This window comes from Streptomyces sp. NPDC051064, from assembly GCF_044455985.1.
GTDB lineage: Bacteria > Actinomycetota > Actinomycetes > Streptomycetales > Streptomycetaceae > Streptomyces.
In genome coordinates this window covers 18933-40675 of sequence record NZ_JBITFK010000009.1, presented here as the reverse complement: position 1 = coordinate 40675, position 21743 = coordinate 18933, and the positions used below count along the sequence as shown (strand labels likewise).

General features: G+C 68.3%; 14 protein-coding genes and 2 pseudogenes. 13 read left to right on the top strand and 3 right to left on the bottom strand.

Features of this window, described 5'->3' with window-relative positions; all coding sequences use genetic code 11:
* Positions 1–216: 216 nt before the first annotated feature.
* The 9 genes from ACIBCU_RS28975 (at position 217) to ACIBCU_RS28935 (ending at position 10868) form a co-directional block, all read left to right on the top strand.
* Positions 217–1887: a Tat pathway signal sequence domain protein gene (locus ACIBCU_RS28975; protein ID WP_362942013.1), complete on the top strand. Its 1671-nt coding sequence runs from the start codon at positions 217–219 to the stop codon at positions 1885–1887.
* Between the two features lie 31 nt (positions 1888–1918).
* Positions 1919–2920: an ABC transporter permease gene (locus ACIBCU_RS28970; protein WP_399235026.1), complete on the top strand. Its 1002-nt coding sequence runs from the start codon at positions 1919–1921 to the stop codon at positions 2918–2920.
* A gap of 2 nt (positions 2921–2922) precedes the next feature.
* Positions 2923–3864 (top strand): carbohydrate ABC transporter permease, encoded by a 942-nt coding sequence (locus tag ACIBCU_RS28965; RefSeq protein ID WP_362942016.1) that lies wholly within the window; start codon positions 2923–2925, stop codon positions 3862–3864.
* A gap of 5 nt (positions 3865–3869) precedes the next feature.
* On the top strand, positions 3870–4892 hold the full coding sequence (locus ACIBCU_RS28960; protein WP_362942019.1) for a LacI family DNA-binding transcriptional regulator: 1023 nt from the start codon (positions 3870–3872) through the stop codon (positions 4890–4892).
* 28 nt (positions 4893–4920) lie between these two features.
* Positions 4921–5733: a phytanoyl-CoA dioxygenase family protein gene (locus ACIBCU_RS28955; protein WP_362942022.1), complete on the top strand. Its 813-nt coding sequence runs from the start codon at positions 4921–4923 to the stop codon at positions 5731–5733.
* The gene (locus tag ACIBCU_RS28950) at positions 5730–6026 is read left to right on the top strand and encodes a hypothetical protein (protein ID WP_362942025.1); all 297 of its coding nucleotides are present in this window, start codon (positions 5730–5732) and stop codon (positions 6024–6026) included. The genes ACIBCU_RS28955 and ACIBCU_RS28950 overlap by 4 nt, the downstream gene beginning before the upstream one ends.
* A 103-nt stretch (positions 6027–6129) precedes the next feature.
* Positions 6130–7119, top strand: coding sequence for an acetylxylan esterase (locus ACIBCU_RS28945; RefSeq protein WP_399235022.1), 990 nt, complete (start codon positions 6130–6132; stop codon positions 7117–7119).
* A gap of 119 nt (positions 7120–7238) precedes the next feature.
* On the top strand, positions 7239–9269 hold the full coding sequence (locus ACIBCU_RS28940) for a beta-galactosidase (protein ID WP_399235020.1): 2031 nt from the start codon (positions 7239–7241) through the stop codon (positions 9267–9269).
* Between the two features lie 96 nt (positions 9270–9365).
* Positions 9366–10868, top strand: coding sequence for a glycoside hydrolase family 43 protein (locus ACIBCU_RS28935; RefSeq protein WP_399235018.1), 1503 nt, complete (start codon positions 9366–9368; stop codon positions 10866–10868).
* Positions 10869–11081: 213 nt separating this feature from the next.
* Here the strand turns inward: ACIBCU_RS28935 and ACIBCU_RS28930 are convergent.
* Positions 11082–11339 (bottom strand): annotated as a pseudogene (locus ACIBCU_RS28930) (cellulase); the annotation flags it as partial.
* On the opposite strand from ACIBCU_RS28930, the gene ACIBCU_RS28925 reads away from it, so the two are divergent.
* Together ACIBCU_RS28925 and ACIBCU_RS28920 are read left to right on the top strand one after the other, a co-directional pair.
* Positions 11271–12692, top strand: a complete 1422-nt coding sequence (locus ACIBCU_RS28925) for a cellulase family glycosylhydrolase (RefSeq protein ID WP_399235016.1) — start codon at positions 11271–11273, stop codon at positions 12690–12692. The pseudogene ACIBCU_RS28930 and the gene ACIBCU_RS28925 sit on opposite strands and share 69 nt — an antisense overlap.
* A 382-nt stretch (positions 12693–13074) precedes the next feature.
* Positions 13075–13218, top strand: coding sequence for a hypothetical protein (locus tag ACIBCU_RS28920; RefSeq protein ID WP_362942047.1), 144 nt, complete (start codon positions 13075–13077; stop codon positions 13216–13218).
* Positions 13219–13349: 131 nt separating this feature from the next.
* Here ACIBCU_RS28920 and ACIBCU_RS28915 read toward each other — a convergent pair whose 3' ends face one another.
* Positions 13350–14834, bottom strand: a complete 1485-nt coding sequence (locus tag ACIBCU_RS28915; RefSeq protein WP_362943557.1) for an RICIN domain-containing protein — start codon at positions 14832–14834, stop codon at positions 13350–13352.
* Positions 14835–16012: 1178 nt separating this feature from the next.
* Between ACIBCU_RS28915 and ACIBCU_RS28910 the strand changes: the two are divergent.
* Positions 16013–19034 (top strand): annotated as a pseudogene (locus tag ACIBCU_RS28910) (glycoside hydrolase family 2 TIM barrel-domain containing protein).
* Positions 19035–19176: 142 nt separating this feature from the next.
* On the opposite strand, the gene ACIBCU_RS28905 reads toward ACIBCU_RS28910, so the two are convergent.
* Positions 19177–19377 carry a hypothetical protein gene (locus ACIBCU_RS28905; RefSeq protein ID WP_362943554.1) on the bottom strand — a complete coding sequence of 67 codons (201 nt, stop codon included), beginning with the start codon at positions 19375–19377 and terminating at the stop codon, positions 19177–19179.
* Between the two features lie 1198 nt (positions 19378–20575).
* Here ACIBCU_RS28905 and ACIBCU_RS28900 point away from each other — a divergent pair.
* Positions 20576–21382: an IPT/TIG domain-containing protein gene (locus ACIBCU_RS28900; protein ID WP_362942459.1), complete on the top strand. Its 807-nt coding sequence runs from the start codon at positions 20576–20578 to the stop codon at positions 21380–21382.
* Positions 21383–21743 lie beyond the last annotated feature (361 nt).

Genomic DNA, 21743 nt, shown 5'->3' with positions numbered 1-21743 from the left:
TTTCCAAGAAACGTAGCTTCAATTTTGACGCCACGTTTCTTGGCGCATCTCTTGTGAAGGGAGCGAGACCGCCCTTAACCTCTCGGCAACATTCAAGCGCTTCGACGACTCCGCAGGAACGAAACTTCGTTCCCGAGGGTGCGCCTCCCACCCCCCGGAACCGCTGCTCGACACATCACCCCAACAGGCGAAGGGCCGCCCACCATGCGCAACGAAATGAACCGCAGAACTTTCGTGAACGGCGCCGCCGTCGTGGCCGGGGCAGCCGCCCTGTCCCCGCTGCTGACAGCCTGCGGCGGCAGCGACACCACCGGCGGCAAGGGCGGAACCAGCAGCAAGAAGGGCCTGAAGGCCGCCCTGCCCACCTATGTTGCGGGCAGCGCGGCCAAGCCGGACATCCCCTCGGCGAACGGCGTGGTCGGGACGGTGACCGCCCCCGGCTACCTCACCTACCCGGCCAATCCGGTCAGGACTGTCTCCGGAGTCCCCGGCAAGGGCGGAACCTACACAGGGATCACCCCGCTGTTCGGCTCGGTTCCGGATCCGGGCAACTCCTTCTACCAGGCGATGAACAAGGCCCTGGGCGTCACCCTGAAGATGAAGCCCGTCGATGGCATCAACTACGGCTCCATCGTCCCGACCATGACGGCGTCGAAGAAGCTGCCGGACTGGATCCAGCTGCCCACCTGGTACCGCAGCATCAACGTGGGCGGTCTGGTCGGCACCCAGCTGGCCGACCTGACGCCCTATCTGTCAGGCGACAAGATCAAGCAGTACCCCAACCTCGCCGCCATCCCCACCGGGGGCTGGACCAACGGGGCTTGGCGGGACAAGATCTACGGTATCCCCTGCTTTTCCAGCGGCTTCGCGCTCCCCGGGGCCACCTTCTACCGCCGGGACATCCTCGACGCCAAGGGCATCACCGCAGACCAGGTCAAGTCCGCCGACGACCTCTACAACCTGGGTAAGGAGCTGACCGATGCCAAGGGCGGCGTCTGGGCCTTCGACGACATCTGGACCTATGCGAGCCCGCTCTGGGGTGTGCCCTACAAGTTCACCGTCACCGACGGCAAGCTGGTCCACAAGTACGAGATGGACCAGCTCCTGGAAGCCCTGGACTGGCACTACAAGCTGTCCAAGTCCGGCCTCATGCACCCCGACGCGCTGGCCGGCAACAACGGCAGCGGCAAAACCCGCTTCCACGCGGGCCACACCCTGATCGCGGGGGACGGCCTCGGCGCGTGGAACCTCGGCGACTCCCAGACCGGTACCGCGGCCGGCAAGGGCTACCGCCGCGGCGCCTTCAACATCTTCGCGGCCGACGGCACGTCCAAGCCCAGCACCTTCCTCGGCCCCACCACCACGTTGACCAGTTACCTCAACGCCAAGCTTTCCAAGGCCCAGATCCTGGAGCTGTTGGAGGTGGCCAACTACCTCGCGGCACCTTTCGGCTCGGCCGAGTACACCATGGTCAACTACGGCGTCGAAGGCACCCACTACACCATGGTGAACGGTGTCCCCACCGCCAATGAGGCCGGCAAGAAGTACGTCTCGAACTCGGGCTACACGGCTCTGGCCAGCCCCTCCTCCGTCATCAGCAACCCGGGAGCCGGCCAGGTCACCAAGGACATCTGCGCCTGGAACGCCGCCGCCGCCCAGCATGTGTACAAGCCGGTGTTCCTCAACATGAACATCACCGTCCCGACGCGCTTCGCCGTCGCCGACGCCGGCCAGGCCGTCGAGGACGTCATCAAGGACTGCTACCACGGCATCAAGAAGGTATCCGACGTGCAGGCCGCGATCTCCTCGTGGAAGTCCAGCGGAGGTACCCAGATGATCCAGTGGTACTCGGACAACGTCCTGGCCAAGTTCGGCACCGGTCAGTAGTCGGCCGACCCGGCGAGGAGAGGAAGAGGAAGTGGCAGTATCACTTGCCACCAAGCCCGACGCGGACAGGCCGCGCAGGGGCAGGCGCAAGACAGCGCAGGAGGGCACCGAGGCGGTGCCCGCCAAACTCCCCTGGCGGACCCGACTGCGCCGGGACAAGTCCCTGATCCTGATGACCGTTCCGGCCGTGGTGCTGCTGCTGGTCTTCAACTACGCACCACTGTTCGGCCTGATCACCGCCTTCCAGTACTACGACCCGCTGGTCGGCGTCATGCACAGCAGCTGGGCGGGGATCGACCAGTTCCAGATGCTGTTCCAGGACTCGATGTTCTGGGCGGCGATGCGCAACACGCTGTACCTCAGCCTGGTCCAACTGGTGCTGTTCTTCCCCATCCCGATCCTGCTGGCGCTGCTGCTCAATACGGTGATCAAGGAACGGCTGCGCAATTTCATCCAGTCCGTGGTCTACCTGCCGCACTTCTTCTCCTGGGTACTGACCATCACGATCTTCCAGCAGATGATCGGCGGCGCGGGCCTCCTCAACCAGTTCCTCCGCCAGCACGACATGGGCACCTGGGACTTCATGACCAACCCGCACACCTTCGCGCTGCTGACCACCTCCCAGGCGGTGTGGAAGGAGGCCGGCTGGGGGATCATCGTCTTCCTGGCCGCGCTGGCCGCCATCGACAACAACCTCTACGAGGCCTCGGCCGTCGACGGGGCCGGGAGATGGCGCCGGATGTGGCACATCACCCTGCCAGGGCTGCGCGGAGTGATCGTGCTGATGCTGGTGCTGCGGCTCGGCAACGCGCTGAGCGTCGGTTTCGAGCAGTTCCTGATCCAGCGCAACGCGGTCGGCCACAGTGCGGCCGACGTGCTGGACACCTTCTCCTTCTACTACGGCCTCGCCACCAACAACTACAGCTACGGCGCGGCGGCAGGGCTCTTCAAGAGCGTCATCTCGCTGCTGATGATCCTGGCCGCGAACAAGTTGGCGCACGTTTTCGGCGAAGACGGGTTGTACCGCAAATGAGCATGGCGACGACACTGCGGCTGCGCCGCAACCCCACCGCGACGACCTCCGGGCGTGCTCCGTGGGAGGAGCAGCCCAGCGCGGTCGGACTGGTCGGCAAGGGCACGGTCATCTTCCTGATGCTCGCCGCCGTTCTGGTGCCGCTGTGGGTGGTGGTGCTGACCAGCTTCTCCACCGCCGGCGCCATCGGCCGGGCCGGCGGCCTGGTGATCTGGCCGGACGGCCTCACCCTGGACGCCTACACACAGATGCTGACCAACTCGCAGATCGTCAAGGCCCTGGTGGTGAGCCTGCTGGTCACCGTGATCGGCACCGCGGTATCCATGGTGGTCTCGGTGCTCTGCGCGTACGGACTGTCCCGGTCCGGGTCACTGGGTCACCGGCTGATCCTGCTGGTTCTGGTCCTGACCATGTTCCTCAGCGGCGGCATGATCCCCACCTATCTGGTGGTCACCGGCCTGGGCGGCTACGGCCAGTACTGGGCGCTGATCCTGCCGAGCGCGATATCGGTGTTCAACATCCTGGTACTGCGCAACTTCTACGCCAGCACCTCGGCCGAGCTCATCGACGCCGCCAAGATCGACGGCGCAGGTGACTGGCGCACCCTGTGGTCGGTGGTCCTGCCCACCTCCAAGGCGGTCACCGCGGTGATCACCCTGTTCTACGGGGTCGGCTACTGGAACTCCTTCTTCAACGTGATGCTCTACATGCCGACCGAGAGCGAAAAGTGGCCACTGCAGTACGTGCTGCTGCAGTACGTGTCCCAGGGGATGGGCATGCCGGGCTCGGTCGACAACGGCGCCTCCGCCGGGCACGCCCAGGCCGCGCCGCTGTCCCTGCAGATGGCCGTGGTGGTACTGACACTGGTGCCCATCCTGATGGTCTACCCGTTCATGCAGAAGCACTTCCGCACCGGGGTGCTCACCGGTGCCGTCAAGGGCTGACCGGCATGGTGACACTGGCCCAGGTGGCCGAGGTTGCGGGCGTCTCATCGAGCACGGTGAGCTATGTGCTCAGCGGCAAGCGGGCGATTTCTCCGCCCACCCGGGAGCGGGTGGAGAAGGCGATCGAAGCACTGGGCTACCACCCCAACGCCGGTGCCAGAGCGCTCGCGGGCAAACGGTCGCACATCATCGCCCTGGTGGTTCCGCTGCGCACCGACGTCTATGTGCCGGTCATGATGGAGATCGCCCTCGCGGTAACCGTTGCGGCCCGCCGGCACGGCTACGACGTCCTGCTCCTCACCAACGACGAGGGCCCAGCCGGGCTGCGCCGGGTGGCAGGAAGCGGGCTGGCCGACGGCGTGATCCTGATGGACGTCCAGCTCGACGACCCGCGCATCGCAGTGCTGCGGGAGAACAATTCCCAGGCCACGCTGATCGGTCTGCCCGCGGACGCGAGCGGATTGGTATGCGTGGACCACGACTTCGCCCGCGCCGGGGCGCTCTGCGCCGAGCACCTGGCCGACCTGGGACACCGGGAGGTCGCCTTCATCGGCTACGCACCGACCGTGTACCAGCGCCACTCCGGCTATGCGGAACGGACGATCGTTGGATTCCGGGAAGCTGCTCGACACCAGGGACTGCGGGTGGTCCACCGCCCCTGCGAGGGAACCTTCAAGTCCACCGCCGGAGCACTTGCCCGTATCCTCGCCGACCGCCCGGGGACCACCGGTTTCGTGGTCCAGAACGAGGGCGCCATCGGTCCGCTGCTGTCCCTGCTGCGGACCTCGGGGCGAGTCGTCCCTGACGATGCCTCTGTGGTGGTGCTGTGCCCGGAGCAACTCGCCGAGCAGCACTCACCCCAGCTCACCGCCGTCACCGGCTCGGCCAGGGAACTCGGCAGCCGCGCCGTGGACCTGCTGATGTCCCAGCTCGACGGCCGGCCCAAGGAGGAGGTCGTCCTGCTCCGGCCCGTACTCACGGCCAGGGAGAGCTCAGGACCCGTACGGAGTCCTGAAACCCATGAGTGAAGAACAACAACCAGCGAGCGAGGCAGGTATGGATAAACACGAGACACTGCTCAGTTCCGTACAGATGGCACAGTTCGTGGCGCGGGGTTCGCTGCGTCTGGACGCGGTGGTCCCGGCGGAGCTCAACGCCGAGGCTATGGCGACCGTGACGCTGGGCCCGCACGTCCCGTACGGCACCCCGCTGTCGAAGGCCTACCCGGACGACTCCCTGGCCAGGAAGCTGCTCGACGTCCCTGAGGTGGCCGGGGCGCTGCGCAGCCTCGTGGGCCCCGATCCCACCGTCGACCACGACGCGGTGCACATACGCGAACCTCGCGGCGGGGCGGCCCAGTCGCTGCACGCCGACGCGATCATCGACGTCCGTCCCGACGCCTTCGACGTACAGCTCATGTACTACCCGCAGGAGGTGACGCTGGAGATGGGCGGCACGCTCAGCGTCCCCGGCAGCCACCTGCGACGCGTCAACGAGACGGACACGGGCCGCTACCAGAACCTGCTCGGCCAGGACCGGCTGGTCTGCCCAGCCGGCACCGTGGTCTTCGTGCACCACGGCATCTGGCACGGCGGCCGTCGCAACGAGAGCGACACGGCGCGCTACATGTTCAAGATCCGATTCAATCCGACGGTCCGTCAACAGCGGCTGTGGGACACCACGGACCTGGACGCCCCGGAGGTCCTGGCCGCACTGGGCGAGACCTTCCCCTGGTACGAGCAGGCAACAGGCCGACTGGAGCTCTACAACCGGTCTCTGCTGTGGCGGGAGCTCACCGGCGACGACGGCTTCGACCTCGACTACTGGGTGACCAGGACCGCCAACCGCCCCCAGAAGGAAGCGATATGACCACCACCTCTACCTCGACGCAGCGTCAGCTGGTGCTGGTGCTGTTCCTGTCGGACTCCTCCCTGGATGCCCGCGTCGTCGGCTGGTCGCGCTACGACGGCACCGGCGACACCTCGCCGACCACCGGCGACAGCGATGTGCCTCCGTATGCCACGGGAACGGACGCGCTGCGGGACGGCTGGCGGCTGTTCCAGGCGTCGCAACTGCTGCCGCCCTACCCGGGCCATGAGTACGACGTCTCCTTCCTCAAGCACGAGTTCCTCTTCGAGAAGATCGTGCAGGTCGGCGGATAGGCAACTCCGATGCACCGCGTGGCCGTCGACCAGCAACCAACCCCGCCGGTTCCGGCGGCCACGCGGGCCCGGCCCACCACCCACCTCGTCCTGGAGCAGACCCATGCCGTTGACGGACTTCGGACTTGATGAACTCGTCGGCCACCGGCCGCAGTCGGCCGCGCCCGGCGACTTCGACTCGTTCTGGGAGCGCACCCTCGCCGATTCCCGGGCCCAGGCCGGAGACGTGCGGGTGCAGCGGGTGACCGAGCAGTTCCGGCTGCGGACCGTCGAAGTGGACGACGTCCGTCTCCCCGGCTGGAACGGCGAGCCGGTTGCCGCCTGGCTGCTGCGCCCGCGCGGGGCCGAGGGCCCGCTGCCGGTCGTCGTCACCTACCAGGGCTACGGCGGCGGCCGGGGACTGCCCACCGAGCACCTCTTCTGGCCCTCGGCCGGCTATGCCCAGCTGATCGTCGACAGCCGCGGCCAGGGCCACGACACCCCGGACCGGGGTGCGGGTGCGGGCGAGGGCACCCAGTGGGTCGAGGGACTGATGACCCGCGGCATCGAAGCACCTGAGACCTACTACTACCGCCGCCTGATCACCGACTGTGCCCTGGCGGTGGAGGCGGTGGCGCAGCTCCCCGGCCTCGACCCCACCAGGATCGTGCTGGCCGGCGGCAGCCAGGGGGGCGGGCTGACCCTGGCCGCGGCCGGGCTCTGCGGGGACAGCATCGCGGCGGCCATGCCGGATGTGCCGTTCCTGTGCCACCTCCGCAGCGCCGTCCGGATCAGCGGCGAGGGCCCCTATATGGAAGTCGTCAAGTACCTGCGCTGGCACAGTCGGCACCGGGTCGAGCAGACCCTCGCCACCCTCGACTACTTCGACGGCGTCCACTTCGCCCAGCGGGCCACCGCACCGGCTCTGTTCAGCGATGGGCTGATGGACCCGGTCTGTCCTCCGGCCACGGTCTACGCCGCCTTCAACCACTACGCCGGCGAGGACCGCTCCATCACCGTATGGCCCTTCGGCGACCACGGCGGCGGCTACGGATCCAACCCGCCCGCGCAACTGGAGTGGCTGGACGGGCGCGGGCTGACCCCGAAGCCCTGACCCCCCGAAGCCACCCTTCACACCGATCCGGCTGACACCACCAGGATCGACCTGCCCTACCCGGCGTGAACCGAACCGTCCAGAACCGACCGCTGACGCCCTGACCGGAGGACCGGACCATGAACACCCGTTCACCTGCCGCCCGTTCACGAAGCACCCTCCCGTCGGCCACCGATGCGCTGACGCACCGTCTCGGTGGTCTCGCCTTCGGCGGTGACTACAACCCCGAGCAGTGGACCGAGGAGATCTGGAAGCAGGACGACGAGCTGATGCGCACGGCCAGGGTCAACCTGGCCACGGTGGGGGTCTTCTCCTGGGCTCTGCTGGAACCGGAGGAGGGCCGCTACGACTTCGCCTGGCTGGACGCCCACCTGGAGAGGCTGCACGCAGGCGGCGTCGCCGTGGACCTGGCCACCCCGACCGCCTCCCCGCCCCCGTGGTTCTCGCTCGCGCACCCCGACGCCCTGCCGGTCCAGATGGACGGCACCCGGTTCACCCACGGCAGCCGCGACACCTACTGCCTGGCCGCGCCCGCCTACCGCGCCGCTGCCCGCCGCATAGCCGGCGCACTGGCCGAGCGCTACGGCGACCACCCCGCGGTGGCTCTGTGGCACGTCCACAATGAATACGCGTCAGTCTGCTGGTGCGACCACACCGCCGAGGCGTTCCGGCTCTGGCTCCAAGCCCGTCACGGGTCCCTGGACGCCCTCAACGAGTCCTGGGGGACAGCCTTCTGGAGCCAGCGTTACCACTCCTGGGAGGAGATCCAGCCGCCCCGCGCCACCCAGTGGCACAAGAACCCCGGGCAGGCGCTCGACTTCCGCCGCTTCTGGTCCGACGAGACCCTGGCGGCCTTCCGTGAGCAGCGCGACGCGATCCGCGCCGCCAGCGACCGCCCGGTGACCACCAACCTGATGCTGCCCGGCTACCAGACCATCGACCTGTGGGCCTTCGGCCGCGAGGTCGACGTCGTCAGCATCGACCACTACCCCGTCGCGCCGGGTCTGGACGCCGCCGCCGACACCGCATTCGGCGCCGACAGGGCCCGTTCCTTCGCCGGGGGCGCCCCCTGGCTGCTGATGGAGCAGGGCACCAACACCGTCTACGCCGGCGACCGGACCCTGGGCAAGGAGCCCGGTGAGATCCTGCGTCACAGCTTGGGCCATATCGCCAGGGGCTCCGAGGGCGCGCTGTTCTTCCAGTGGCGTCAGTCCCGTGCGGGCGCCGAGCAGTGGCACTCGGCGATGGTGCCGCATGTCGGCGCCGACAGCCGGATCTTCCGCGAGGTCACCGGGACCGGCGAGGCCGTCGCGCGGCTCGGCGAACTCGCCGGCTCCACCGTCCACGCCGATGTCGCCGTGCTGCACGACTCCGACGCCTGGTGGGCCATGGACACCGACGGGCTGCCCTCCGCCGAGCTCAACTACCCCGGCACACTGCGCAGGGCGCACCGGGCGCTGTGGGACGCCGGTGTCACCGTCGACTTCGCCCATCCCCAACAAGGACTGGACCGCTATCGGCTGGTCGTGGCCCCGGCGCTGTTCCTGCTCTCCGACGCCGCAGCCGCCAACCTGCGCCGTTACGTCGAGGGCGGCGGCACCCTGCTGGTCCAATACGCCTGCGCCTATGTGGACGACCGGATGCAGGCCCGCCTCGGTGGCTACCCCGCGCAGCCGCTTCGCGAGGCGCTGGGCATCCGGGTCGAGGAGTACCGCCCGCTGGGCCAGGGCGAGTTGTTCCAGTTGTCCGATGGCTCGCAGGCCACCGCCTGGAGCGAACTGCTGCACACGGAGGGCGCCGAGACGCTCGCCGCGTACACCCACGGCATGCTCGACACCGGCCCGGCACTGACCCGCCACCGCTTCGGCAGCGGACAGGGCTGGTATCTCTCGACACGCCTGGAGGACGCCGACTACGGCGCTCTGGTACGCCGGTTGCTCGACGAGGCCGGAGTCACGCCCGACCTCCCCGGACTGCCCGCAGGCGTGGAAGCCGTCACGCGGCACGCGCCCGACGGCCGCAGCTGGCAGATCCTGATCAACCACGGCACGGCTGCCGTACGCCTGCCGGACCCGGCCCACGATCTGCTCACCGACACCATCGCCCATGAACTGACCCCCGGCGGTTGCGCAGTGCTGCGCAGCTCGTAACTCCCGCAAGTTGTCCGACCGGCCCAACCGCGCCGCCAGGCCTGACCGGCGCGCCCTTCCGCTGCGCATCTCCCGTCCCCGAAAGGAACTCGTGGCGTGTCAGTGACCACCCGCCCCACCAATCCCGTGATCCCCGGCTTTCACCCCGACCCGAGCATCTGCCGTGTCGGCGAGGACTACTACCTGGTCTGCTCCAGCTTCGAGTACTTCCCCGGCATCCCGGTCTTCCACAGCCGCGACCTGGCTAACTGGACGCAGATCGGCAACGCCCTGGACAGGCCCAGCCAGTTGAGCCTGCCGTCCGACATGCCGTCCTCCGCCGGGATCTACGCCCCCACCCTGCGTCACCACGACGGCCGCTTCTGGCTGATCGTCACCAATGTGAGCAAGGGCGTCGGCAATATCGTCGTCTCCGCCACCGACCCCGCCGGTCCCTGGTCGGATCCCGTCCGGCTCCCCGGCGTACCCGGTATCGACCCCGATCTGGCCTGGGACGAGGACGGCACCTGCTGGTGCACCGTCGCCGGGGTCGCGCAGGTCAGGATCGACCTGGAGACCGGGGAGACGTTCGGGCCGCCGAAGAAGCTGTGGTCGGGCGCGCCCGGCGCCAAGGCCCCGGAGGCGCCGCACCTGTACCACATCGGGGAGTACTGGTACCTGCTCATCGCCGTCGGCGGCACCGAGCACGGCCACGGTGTGTCGATAGCCCGCGGTCCCACCCCCAGCGGCCCGTTCGAGGCCTGCCCTGCCAACCCGATCCTCACCCACCGCGGTACCGACCACCCCGTACAGAACACCGGGCACGCGGATCTGGTCCAAGCTCCCGACGGATCCTGGTGGATGGTCATGCTCGGGGTACGGCCGGGCGGCGGAACCCCGGGCTGGCACGTGCTCGGCCGGGAGACCTTCCTGACACCCGTGACCTGGGTGGACGGCTGGCCGGTCGTCGGCGAAGTCGCCCTGAACCTGCCCGAGTTCCCCTGGCCGCTTGCCCCCGGTCCCGTCGAGGAGCAGCGGGACGACTTCGAGCTGAGCGAACTGCGCCCGTCGTGGATATCGCTGCGTGAGCGCCCGGCCGGGCACTTCACCACCAAGGAACGCCCGGGCTGGCTGACGCTCCGCGCTCGGGGCGGCTCCCTGGACGAGGCCGACGTCATCTTCGCCGGCCGGCGTCAGCAGCACCTGGCGTGCAGGGCGCGCACCCTTCTCGATCCCTCGCAGGGATGCGGGGGTCTGGCCGTACGGCTGGACGAGCGGCACCACTACGCGATCGAGGCGTCCGACACCGAGGTGCGGGTGATCGCCCGCGTCGGCACCTTGCACACCGTCGTGGCCACGGAGCCCCTGCCCGAAGGGCCGGTCGTCCTGGGCATCACGATCACCGACCCGCCGCCTCCGCACGACGCCCGCACCGGACCCGACGCCGTCTCCCTCGGCTTCGAACGGCCCGACGGCACCTTCACCACGCTCGCCACCCTCGACGGCCGCTACCTGTCGACCGAGGTCGCGGGCGGCTTCACCGGTCGCGTCATCGGCATGTACGCGGTGAGCGGCACCGCCCACTTCGACTGGTTCGACTACGAGCCCCACGGCCGCTGAACCGGTCGCCTCAGCGCGATCCCGCCGAGGGGCGAGTCGACTCCTCCCTCGACGGGATCGTTCGGGACCGCGCGTGACACCACGGCGGCCCGTCGCACCACGAGCACCGATCCGACCAGCATCCGCACGAACGACCGAAAGGTACGAACGCGTGAAGGACATACGGAAACCGGAGTACCACCGCGGCCGTCGCCGCGGGCGCCTGGCTGCCCTCACCGGGATGCGCACGCTGCGGAAACCCTGTGCGCGGATGGTGCCGAAGAGTGCTTTGGTGGCCGGCGGATTGCCCCAGGACGTCTCGTTCGGAAAGGCGTCCAGAGTGTTGCCCAGGTTCCAGCTGGGCTGCATCTCGGCGACGGCGTCCATGGCGCCGGCCGGAACCCTCACCTTGGATTGGACCTTGTGTGCCGCGCTGTTGACCGTGGCCATCGCGGTGCTGCTGGACAGACCCACGACGACGAGCAGCGCCATCAGCAGGCGCTCGCCGAGGGCCTCTACGTCGTGCTCAACGTCCACCACGACTCGTGGCAGTGGATCAACAAGATGGCCACCGACCACGACAGGGTGCTCGCGCGCTTCGACGCTTCCTGGACCCAGATCTCCTCAACCTTCCGGGACGCACCGCGCAGCCTGCTCTTCGAAAGCGTCAACGAGCCGATCTTCGACGACGCCACGGACACGCAGAAGGCCCAGCTCCTGAACGAGCTGAACACCTCCTTCCACAAGATCGTGCGCTCATCGGGCGGAGGGAACACCAACCGCCTGCTCGTCCTGCCCACGCAGTACTGCACGCCCGACCAGAAGCCCATTGACGAGCTGAACGCCACGATCAGCGCGCTGAACGACCCCAATCTGGTCGCCACCGTGCACTTCTACGGCTGGTACCCCTTCAGCGTGAACATCGCGGGCGGCACCCACTATGATGCCGCCGCACAGAAGAACCTGACCGAGTCCTTCGCTCGCATGCACGACTCGTTCATCGCCAAGGGCGTCCCCGTCTACCTCGGCGAGTACGGGCTGCTCAGCTGGCCCGACGACAACCATCCCCCGCGCGTCGAGCGGGGTGAGGCGCTGAAGTACTTCGAGGAGGTCAGCAACGCGGCACGCGCCGCCGGAGTCACCACTGCCCTGTGGGACCCCTTCTCCTACCTCAACCGCACCACCCTGCAGTGGCGTGACCCCGCCCTGTTCGCCTGGATCAAGTCGAGCTGGACCACCCGCTCGGGAACCGCCTCCTTCGACAAGGTCTTCGTGCGGAAGTCGGACCCGATCACGGCCCAGTCGCTCACACTGAACCCGAACGGCACCACCTTCCGGGGTCTGTGGCAAGGCAACACCGAGCTCGTCGCGGGACGCGACTACACCCTCTCCGGCAACCAGCTCACCCTCACGGCCGCCGCACTGACCCGGCTGACCGGCAGCCATGACTACGGAGTCAACGCGACGCTCCAGGCACGCTTCTCCCGCGGACTGCCCTGGAACATCGACATCGTCACCTACGACACTCCGGTGTTGTCGAAGTCCACGGGTACGACGGGCTCGTTCACCATTCCCACGCAGTACCGCGGTGACGTGCTGGCGACCATGGAGGCCAAGTACGCCGACGGCAGCACCGCCGGCCAGACCTCCTGGACTCCGTTCCAGGAGTTCAACAAGGCGTTCTCGCCCGACTATCCGGGCGGGAAGACCATCCTCACCTCCGAGTTTCTGGACGCGCTGCGCGCCGACGCGCCAGTGACACTGACCTTCCACTACTACAGCGGCGCCACCGTCACGTACCACGTGACCAAGTCCGGAAGCTCGGTCACCGGAACGACGCCCTGACCGAACGGCCCCTCGCCCTGGTTGCCCGGCTCTCACCGGGCGACCAGGGCATTTCCGTGCCGGAAACGTGTCAGCGAAACATGGTGAAACACGGCAACTTCCGCTCTCTCGCCGACAACTTCACAAGGAGGCACCGGCCAGGTCTTCCAAACGGCTAGGTATTGAAGAACAAGCAGGCCCCACAGCACCGCCGCCGCAGACTGCGGCTGACCGTGGGAGTGCCGCTCGCCGCGGTCGTCGCGAGCGCGCTCGTACGGCACGGTCTTCGGTACGTTCGGCGACGACGCCACGCCCGAGGCGTCCGCGGCCGCCGCCCCAGTTCCCGTCGACGTTTTGGCGGCCGTGGCCGCGAGGCAGCCGGGCGGAACTCAACAGCATCCGTGTGCCCAAGACATGGAGCGACCACCAGGCAACGGCACTGAACTACCCCATCGACCCCGCGTACATCAACAGGGCCAAGCAGATGGTCTACCGGGCGATCGACGACGGTCTCTGTCTGATCCGGTCTGGGGGTCTGCACTGGTGAACTGTGTAACCCCCGCCGAAAACCACAGTTGAAGACTGAGGTGATCAGTGACATCAAGGCCGGGGGTGGCCGCGTTGTGCCGACGCGGTGAGGCAGGGCCGGCCCTGCCTCACCGCTTCAGGTCGGTGCCGTCACCAGCCTGTCGGCAGACCGGCGATGTACGAGGTGAGCCGGTCGGCGATGAGCCGGTCGTCGTGGGCCGAGTAGTGCCAGTCGCAGCCGAGGAAGTCCAGGCCCGAGTCGTCGAGGCCCCAGTAGCGGACCCGGCTGTCGCCGGCGTCGTTGCGCGCCTTGACGACCTGCTGGACATGGCTGGCGTACGGGTTGACGCCTGTCGCCACGATGGTCGTGTCGGCGCCGTAGCGCGTGCGCAGCTTCTGAATGAAGTCGCCGTAGGCGCTGCGGTAGGCGGCCGCGAGGCTGTCTGGCGTCCACGGCTCGCCGGTGTTGATGGCGGTCGAGAAGTCGTTGGTGCCGAGGTTGATCACTACGACCTGGGGGTGCCAGGTGCCCGGGTTCTGCCAGACGTCGCCCGACACGTTCAGCAGGGCACGGTCATAGAAGGTCCGGTACGTGACGTCCGGCGAGCTTCCATTGTAGTTGCGCACCATGCCACGGCCCGAGTAGCCGTTGATCTGGTAGTCGGCGTTGAGTCGCCGGGCGGTGAGGGCGCCGTAGCTCACATCGGAGTTGGTGTTCCGCCTGACCTGGTCCGAGGTGCAGGTACGAGAGGTCGAGAGGTTGCCGTAGCCCACCGTGAGGGAGTCGCCGATGAACTCGATCTGGCGATCGCGGGCGGCCGGTCTGCTCAGTACGGCACCGCCGGGTGCGGCGACGAAGCCTCCGAAGGTGCTGGTGTCCCCCGGGGTGTCGTTGCGCTTGACGAGCCGGACGGTGTGCGTGCTGTTCGACAGGCCGTTGATCCAGTGCGTGGTGTTGCCGGGGGTGACGAGCGTGGCGACGGTGGCTCCGTCGACCTGGACGTCGTAGTCGGCGGCCGAGTCGTTGAGAACGACGCCCACGCCGGTGCCGCTGACGCGGCCCTCGAAGTAGACGCCGGGCCAGCTGTACTGCACGGTGTTTCCGGCGTCCTTGACCCGCCCCGCCGTATGCGCCTGTGCCAGCACCCCTGCCGCGCGGACCAGTTGCCACTGCTGGTTGGCCCCACCCCAGTCGGTGAACTGTACGACCTTGGCGCCATCAGCGGTGGAGGCGTTGTCGACCTCGACGGCCTTGCCGCTGTTGCGGTTGATCAGCCGGATGTAACCGCCTGACGAGTCCGCCAGCCGGAATTGCTGGTTGGTGCCGTTGGCATCGCTCCACTGCGCGATGCCCGCGTGGTCGGCGGTTGAGTGGTTGAGTACGTCCAGCACCTTGCCGGAGTGCTGCGCCTTGAGCCGGTAGTAGCCGCCGCCCGAGTCTACGAACTCGAACTGCTGGTTGGCGCTGCCGGTCCGGGTCCACTGCGTGAGACTCGCCCCGTCGGCGGTGTTCGCGCCGGCCACGTCGAGCGCTTTGCCGCTGCCACGATTGACCAGCACGTATGACGCGTTCGTATCCACAGTGGCCGCCTGTGCCGTCCCGGCGGCGCCCAGCCCGGTCAAGAGTGCCGCCATCAGGGCGGTCACCGCGGTCAGCACTCCCGCACGCCTCCCGCGTCCCCACCAGGACGCGCTGAATCCGGTATGCATGCCGTCTCTCTGCATTCGTATCCCTTTCACTGAGTATGGCCGTCCCGCCCCGGACAGGCGCCCCGAGGCGGGGCCCAGCCACGTCGAAGTTCGATGCGCTGGTAGGGGATTGCTGGTGTGCAGGTCTTCTGCGAGTGGGTACCTCACCCAGCGGTCGCGGCCGACCACGCGTCAATCCCGAGGACTTCGGATACCCACCGGGCTCCACGGCCTCCAGAACGCCAAGGTGGGGCGGAGTACCTCGCCCGCACCATGACCGTGGAGTGGGTGCAGCGCAACACGGTCAACACGCTCGTCCTCAGCATGTTTCTGACCGGGCGATCAACTCGGCGCCGTACGCTTCCTGGTGATGGTGGACCAGGCCGGCCGGAAGAGACCGGGAGGCTGTTCAGCGCCCCTTGCTGCTGGCTGGCCAATCAGCCGGACGTGGCCGCCGGAGCAGCCGGCGAGCGAGAAGCGCTGATTGGTCGGGGCTGGGGGTCTCCCGGCGCGGACGAGCCTGACGTTCTGTGCGTGACCATGGCGCCTTCCTTGCGCGTTGCGGGTGCTGTCGCTGAACCGGCAGAGCACTGGGAGCGCCCCCAGCTTTCGGTGGCGTCAGGGGGAGCCGAGCAAGGAGTCCGAGGCCCGCAATGGCCTATGGGTTCGATATCTCGGACATTGGACGAAACTCAGGACGCCTTGAATCATAGAAGCCCCATGTGCAACGTCAACCCCCTGCGTATGAGGAACCCGTCAACCAGAGGGACCGTCAGTGGAGTTGTAGCGCTCCTCAGTCAGCACCGTGTAGGTGGCCTCGGTGGGCGTTGAGCTGTTCGACTGCGCCGCTGGCTCCACGCATGGCGTCCGGATGGCGCTGGACCTCCATCAGGTCCAGCAGCGCAGTCCAGTTGCAACTTGCTGTGGAGCTTCACCGCGCTGTAGGCGTGACCTGCATGCCTTCGACACAACCTGCCGCCGCGGGCTGGGGGCCTCCCGACGCCGGATTCGCGCAGCACGGCCCACTACTCCCCGGAACATCTCCGTGTGATGTCGGCGCTTCCCGCAAGCAACCTTCGATAGTACGGTCGCGCACATTACCTACGAGCGCCGGAGGATTCCGCATGTCCGCACGCTATTTCGAGGACTTCGCACCCGGCCACGGCAGGGCCGCGCCGCGCGCGGCCCTGGACTCCGACGCCCCCAGAATCGACCTCAACGGGGACTGGGCGTTCCGGTTCTCGTCTGCCCTGCGCCCGGAACCGGACGGATTCGAAGCCCCGGACTTCGACGACGGCTCCTGGGACGCCCTTCGCGTCCCCTCGCACTGGCAGCTGCATGGCTACGGCCGGCCCATCTACGTCAACATCGCCTACCCGATACCGGTCGACCCACCCTTCGTCCCGGACGAGAACGAGACCGGGGACTACCGCCGGATCTTCGACCTGCCCGCCACTTGGGCGAGCACGCCGGCCGTGCTGCGCTTCGAGGGCGTGGACTCTTGCTCCCGGGTCTGGCTCAACGGCCGTGAGCTGGGCGTCACTTACGGCAGCCGCCTGCCGACCGAGTTCGACGTGACGGAGCTGCTGCGGCCCGGCCGGAACGTGCTGGCGGTCCGGGTGCACCAGTTCTCCGCAGGCACCTACCTCGAGGACCAGGACACCTGGCGCCTGTCCGGCATCTTCCGCGACGTGTCCCTGCTGGCCCGCCCCACGGGCGGCATCCGGGACGTCTTCGTGCATGCCGACTACGACGCGGACACCGGCGGGGGACGGCTCCGGGTGGAGGCCGACGCGGACGCGCCGGTGCGGATCGACATCCCGGCCCTCGGGATCCACGACCGGTCGGCGGCGGCCGAGTTCGCCTTCGCGGCGGTACGGCCCTGGAGCGCGGAGGAGCCGCAGCTCTACGAGGCGTACCTGGCCACCGGCAGCGAACGCGTCCGGATCCGGGTCGGGTTCCGCAGCGTGGCCGTCGACGAGGCAGGGGTGCTCCGGGTCAACGGCCGCCGGGTGGTGCTGCGCGGCGTGAACCGGCACGAGTTCGACCCTGATCACGGTCGTGCGCTTTCGCTCGAAGCCATGCGCCGTGACGTGGAGTTGATGAAGCAGCACAACATCAACGCGGTGCGCACCGCGCACTACCCGCCGCACCCCGCGTTTCTCGACCTGTGCGACGAGCTCGGTCTGTGGGTCATGGTCGAGTGCGACCTTGAAACCCATGGCTTCGAGCACGCCGCCCCGGAGCGCTGGCAGCGCAACCCCTCCGACGACCCTCGCTGGCACGACGCCTACCTGGACCGCATCGAGCGGACCGTGGAACGGGACAAGAACCACCCAAGCGTCATCCTGTGGTCGCTCGGCAACGAGGCCGGGGACGGCTGCAACCTTCGGGCCATGTCCGAATGGGTTCGGCGGCGCGACTCGTCCCGCCCGGTCCACTACGAGGGGCGACCGGCTCGGCGAGTACACCGACGTCCACGCCGAGATGTACCGGCCGCCCGCCGCCGTCGCCCGGATCGGCCGGGGACAGCTGCTGCCGGGCGAGGTCTCCTATCCGGCGCGCGCCGGCTCCGGCGACCCGGCGGACGACCCGCGCAACCGCAAGCCCTTCCTGCTCACCGAGTTCGCCCACGCCATGGGAAACGGGCCCGGCGGGCTCGCCGAATACCTGCAACTGTGCAGCGAGTACCCGCGGGTCCAGGGTGGCTACGTCTGGGAGTGGATGGACCAGGGACTACGTACCCGCGACGCCCAGGGACGCGAGTTCTTCGGCTACGGCGGCGACTTCGGCGAGGACCTGCACGACGGCAACTTCATCTGCGACGGTCTGGTCCTCCCCGACCGCACCCCTTCCCCCGGTCTCTCGGAGTACGCGAAGGTGATCGCCCCCGTCCGGATCGGCCCCGGTCCGGAGGCCAACACCCTCGCGGTGGAGAACCGCTACGAGGTGCTGGATCTGTCCCATCTTCGGTTCACCTGGTCGCTGGCCCGCGAAGGGGTCGAACTGGGCCACGGGGTGCTGCCCACACCGGAGCTCGCGGCCGGGGAGGCCGGCCGACTGCCACTGCCTCGGCTGGACCCGCCGGGCAGGGAGGACGACGGAGGCGAGCTCTGGCTCACCGTCCAGGCGGAGCTGAGCAAGCCCGCCGACTGGGCTCCCGAAGGTCACGTGGTCGCCTGGGGACAGCTCCAGCTCTCCGCGACGGGTCGCCGCCGACCGATCGGACTGCCGAGCCCGGCCCGCAGCGAGGGCGAGCACATTCTGCTCGGCCCCGGCCGCTTCGACCGGATCACCGGAGCCCTGCTCTCCATCGGCGGACTCCCCCTCCGCGGACCACGACTGAACCTGTGGCGCGCCCCCACCGACAACGACCGTGGCTGGCACCAGCGCGACGCCGCCTACTGGAAGGGCCGTGGGCTGGACCGACTGCGGCACCGCACCGTCTCCGTCACACCGGACGCACATGGCATGGCCGTCGTCGTCCGCAGCGCCGCCGCCGCGGGCAACTCCGGCTACCTCACCACCTACCGCTGGGACAGCGACAGTGACAGCCTGCGCCTGCGGGTGCACGCCGAACCCGTCGGCCACTGGCCGGAGCGAGGCGACGACTTCCCCGACGCCATGGTGGACCCGGTACTTCCGCCGGAGGAGTACCAGGAGCTGGTCCGCAGGAACGGGTCCCGTTCACTGGCCCGCATCGGACTCGACTGGGAGATCCCCGCCGAGTCGTCCCAGGTGGAGTGGTTCGGTACGGGCCCGGGCGAGGCCTACCCCGACTCGCGTCAGGCGGTTCGCGTAGGACGTTTCCGCGCGACCGTGGACGAGTTGCAGACGCCCTACGTGCGCCCCCAGGAGAACGGCAACCGTGCGGACATCCGCTGGGCCACCTTCACTGACGGAGCCGGGAACGGACTGCGCGTCGTGGGCGAAGATTCGTTCCATTTCGCCGCGCGCCGCTGGACCGACCGACAGCTCGACGCCGCACGGCACCACAGCGATCTCGTCCCGGGCCCGGTGATCCACCTCCACACCGACCATGCCGTCCAGGGCCTCGGCACCGCCGCTGTGGGACCCGGTGTCCTGCCTCAGTATCGGCTCGAACTCGCGTCGGCGGATTTCTCATTCATCCTGACCCCTCTGTAGCGGAGCTGAGACCACCGAGCAGCCCCCGGCTCTGCCAAGCCTCTATGCCGCCGCCGGAGGGGCATCATGGGATGCGGAGCCCGTCCGGCGCCCTTCGCACGTCGACCGGACGGGCCGCCCCCGGTGGGCCCCGGCCGGACACTCACGAAGCAGCACCCCACTTGTTTTCGGGGTGTGCTCGGGCCCGTTCGACCGCGTCGTCGACCCCATTGCGGGCCGCGATGAGCGGCAATCGCATCCAGTACAGCTCCCACTCGTCCTCACCTCCGTGCTGAGCGTCGAGGGCGTCGAGGTGGGCCAGGCCGTCGGCCGGGCGATCCTGTTCGAGGCACAGTTCGGACAAGATGTGGAGAATCCAGTCGTCGCTGTGGTGGGCCAGGAGCCGCGCGAGTTCGTAAGCCGTGTTCGGGCCGGCTGCGGGTTCGCCGGCCTGACCCTCCCTGGAACTCGGGCGTCGTCGAAGGCCATGTCGACCGGATCAGGATGTCAAGCGCCAGATGTTCGGCCGTGCCGGCTTCCACTTCTGCTGGTGGGTGGTGATCGGCAGGACGTGGTTCTGTAGCGGCAGACTCTGTGGCGGGTTGTTGCGGAGCGGGTGTTCCCTCGTGTCGGAGGGTGGTGGCCGGCCTGCCGAGCTGGTGTGGGCTCAACCTGCTGAACGGGGGCTGTTCAGGAGGGCTGTGACGTGGTGATCACGCCGGACATGTCGAGATCATGTGGTCCTTGACCAGTAGGTGCGGGGCTGGTTTTGGGTGCGGTCTGGGGGGTGGCTACTTCTCAGAGTTTCGTTTCGATGTGCAAGGCTGATTTTGTCTGTTGCTCCTGCGCTGTGACTGGTGTCGCTGTGGAGTTCCAGGGAGGTGGACATGCTCGCGCCGAATTATGGTTGCACGGGTGTCCGGAACGGCCCGGGTCGGTTGAATGAGGGACGGTGTCCGGGGGTCTCAGCAGTGGCCTGCTGAGATGTCGATGCACAGGGCCTGCCAGGTCAGGGACAGGTAGGGCCTCGAGCGGGTACTGCCTCGGTGGGTTTCGACGTGCTCGGCCGGGGGCCGTGGCCGCGCCGAGTGTGTGGGTGGCGGAAGAGGTGTCCGAACCTCACGGTCACTCGTCGGTACGGAAAAGGGTGGTGCGCCCGGGGCGAACCGCCCTTACGCGCGCGCTCCGCCATCCGAGCGGTGTTCGGTCCTGGCTCTTGCCTGTTACTTCACTCTTATGGATCACTAGATATACCGGCAGGCCGCCCATTCAGCCGGACAGCGCGACATTGTTTCGCCGACCTGTCCTGAAGCGCGTTTCAGCCCGTGTCGGAGCTGCGCCGCCCGAGCAGCGAGTACAGCAGGTCGCAAGGCGGCCCGAAGGCCGCTGCTTTCCGCCGTTGCCTCTATCGTCCGGTCCTGCCTGTGGTCGGCCTTCACCGTGACCGCAGTTCACAACCGACGGCCGTATTGGGCTGTATCCGTTGTGTCTCAGGAACATGCGTGTCGGTAGAACACGCAGCGGCAGCACATCACCGGCTCTTCCTCCACAAGGAGACACTCATGTCCGTCGCAGTTCTGCTTCCCCCTGTCCTGACGCAGCCGAACCTGTTCGCCGCCGTCCCGGGGTTCGGCCCGACCACCGGTGGCAATGTCGTCCTGCTCATCGGGGCCAACCTGGGTGGAGCGACCTCCGTCACCTTCGGCGGTACGCCCGCCACCATCGTCTCGCAGGACCCTCTGGGTATTCTGCTCACCGTCATCGCCCCGGCACACGCGGCCGGTAACGTGCCGGTCGTTGTCACGGCCGGGGCCGTGGCGAGCACGCCGGCCAACTACACCTACGTCGCGGTCGTCACGCCGCCGCCCATCGTGCTCGCCATCACCCCTCCGAGCGGACCCGTGGCGGGCGGTAGTGCGTTCACGATCATCGGGGCCAACCTGACCGGCGCGTCGGTCAGCTTCGGTGGTGTTCCCGCCACCAACGTCAACGTGCTCGCGGGGGTGCTCCTGACGGGTGTCACTCCTCCCGGGCCCGCGGGCCTTGTTTCCGTCCAGGTGACCACGGCGGGCGGTACCACCACCGTGCCCGGCGGATTCACCTACGTCGGGTCGGCCCTGCCCTCGGCCGTGTCCATCACGCCGGCCTCCGGGCCGGCCGCTGGTGGCACTCCGTTCGCCATCACGGGTTCCCACCTGGTGGGTGCCACCGTCACCATCGGCGGAGCGGCAGCGACCAACGTCGTCATCGACCCGACTGGCGTGGTGCTCGCCGGAGTTACACCGGCGGGGACCGTGGGCAATGCTGCAGTGGTCGTGACCACGGCAGCTGGCACCAGCACCGTCCCCGGCGGATTCACCTACGCGTGACCCCGCCGGACAGACAGGTGGCCCGGCCCGACGGCCGGGCCACCCCTGTTCGGCCGCACGGGAAGCCGGTGCTCTGCACGGACGCCCGGCCTCCACCTGCTGCTCACCCTTGCCGGTCTTCGGACACCACCCGACCCTCAGGCTGCAGGGCGGACGGCTACCTGCCCGCCAGGCCGTCGCCGTCTCCGTCCAGGCGGCAGGACACCAGGGCGCCCCCAGTGGTCATTTCACGTGAAGCCTGCGTGTGACTGTGGGGCGTGTGGCCCTTTCGTCGTCGGTGGTGACGTGGGTGATCCGGTGCTGCTCAGTCAGGTGTGTAGAGGCCCCGGCCGTGAAAATGCACGGGTGCCGCGGCCGGACA

Excerpts from the sequence above, each read along its gene's own strand:
- ACIBCU_RS28945 (WP_399235022.1), top strand. The coding sequence starts at position 6,130 with ATGCCGTTGACGGACTTCGGACTTGATGAACTCGTCGGCCACCGGCCG.
- ACIBCU_RS28915 (WP_362943557.1), bottom strand. The coding sequence starts at position 14,834 with ATGGCGGCACTCTTGACCGGGCTGGGCGCCGCCGGGACGGCACAGGCG.
- ACIBCU_RS28965 (WP_362942016.1), top strand. The coding sequence starts at position 2,923 with ATGGCGACGACACTGCGGCTGCGCCGCAACCCCACCGCGACGACCTCC.
- ACIBCU_RS28960 (WP_362942019.1), top strand. The coding sequence starts at position 3,870 with ATGGTGACACTGGCCCAGGTGGCCGAGGTTGCGGGCGTCTCATCGAGC.
- ACIBCU_RS28955 (WP_362942022.1), top strand. The coding sequence starts at position 4,921 with ATGGATAAACACGAGACACTGCTCAGTTCCGTACAGATGGCACAGTTC.
- ACIBCU_RS28950 (WP_362942025.1), top strand. The coding sequence starts at position 5,730 with ATGACCACCACCTCTACCTCGACGCAGCGTCAGCTGGTGCTGGTGCTG.
- ACIBCU_RS28940 (WP_399235020.1), top strand. The coding sequence starts at position 7,239 with ATGAACACCCGTTCACCTGCCGCCCGTTCACGAAGCACCCTCCCGTCG.
- ACIBCU_RS28975 (WP_362942013.1), top strand. The coding sequence starts at position 217 with ATGAACCGCAGAACTTTCGTGAACGGCGCCGCCGTCGTGGCCGGGGCA.
- ACIBCU_RS28900 (WP_362942459.1), top strand. The coding sequence starts at position 20,576 with ATGTCCGTCGCAGTTCTGCTTCCCCCTGTCCTGACGCAGCCGAACCTG.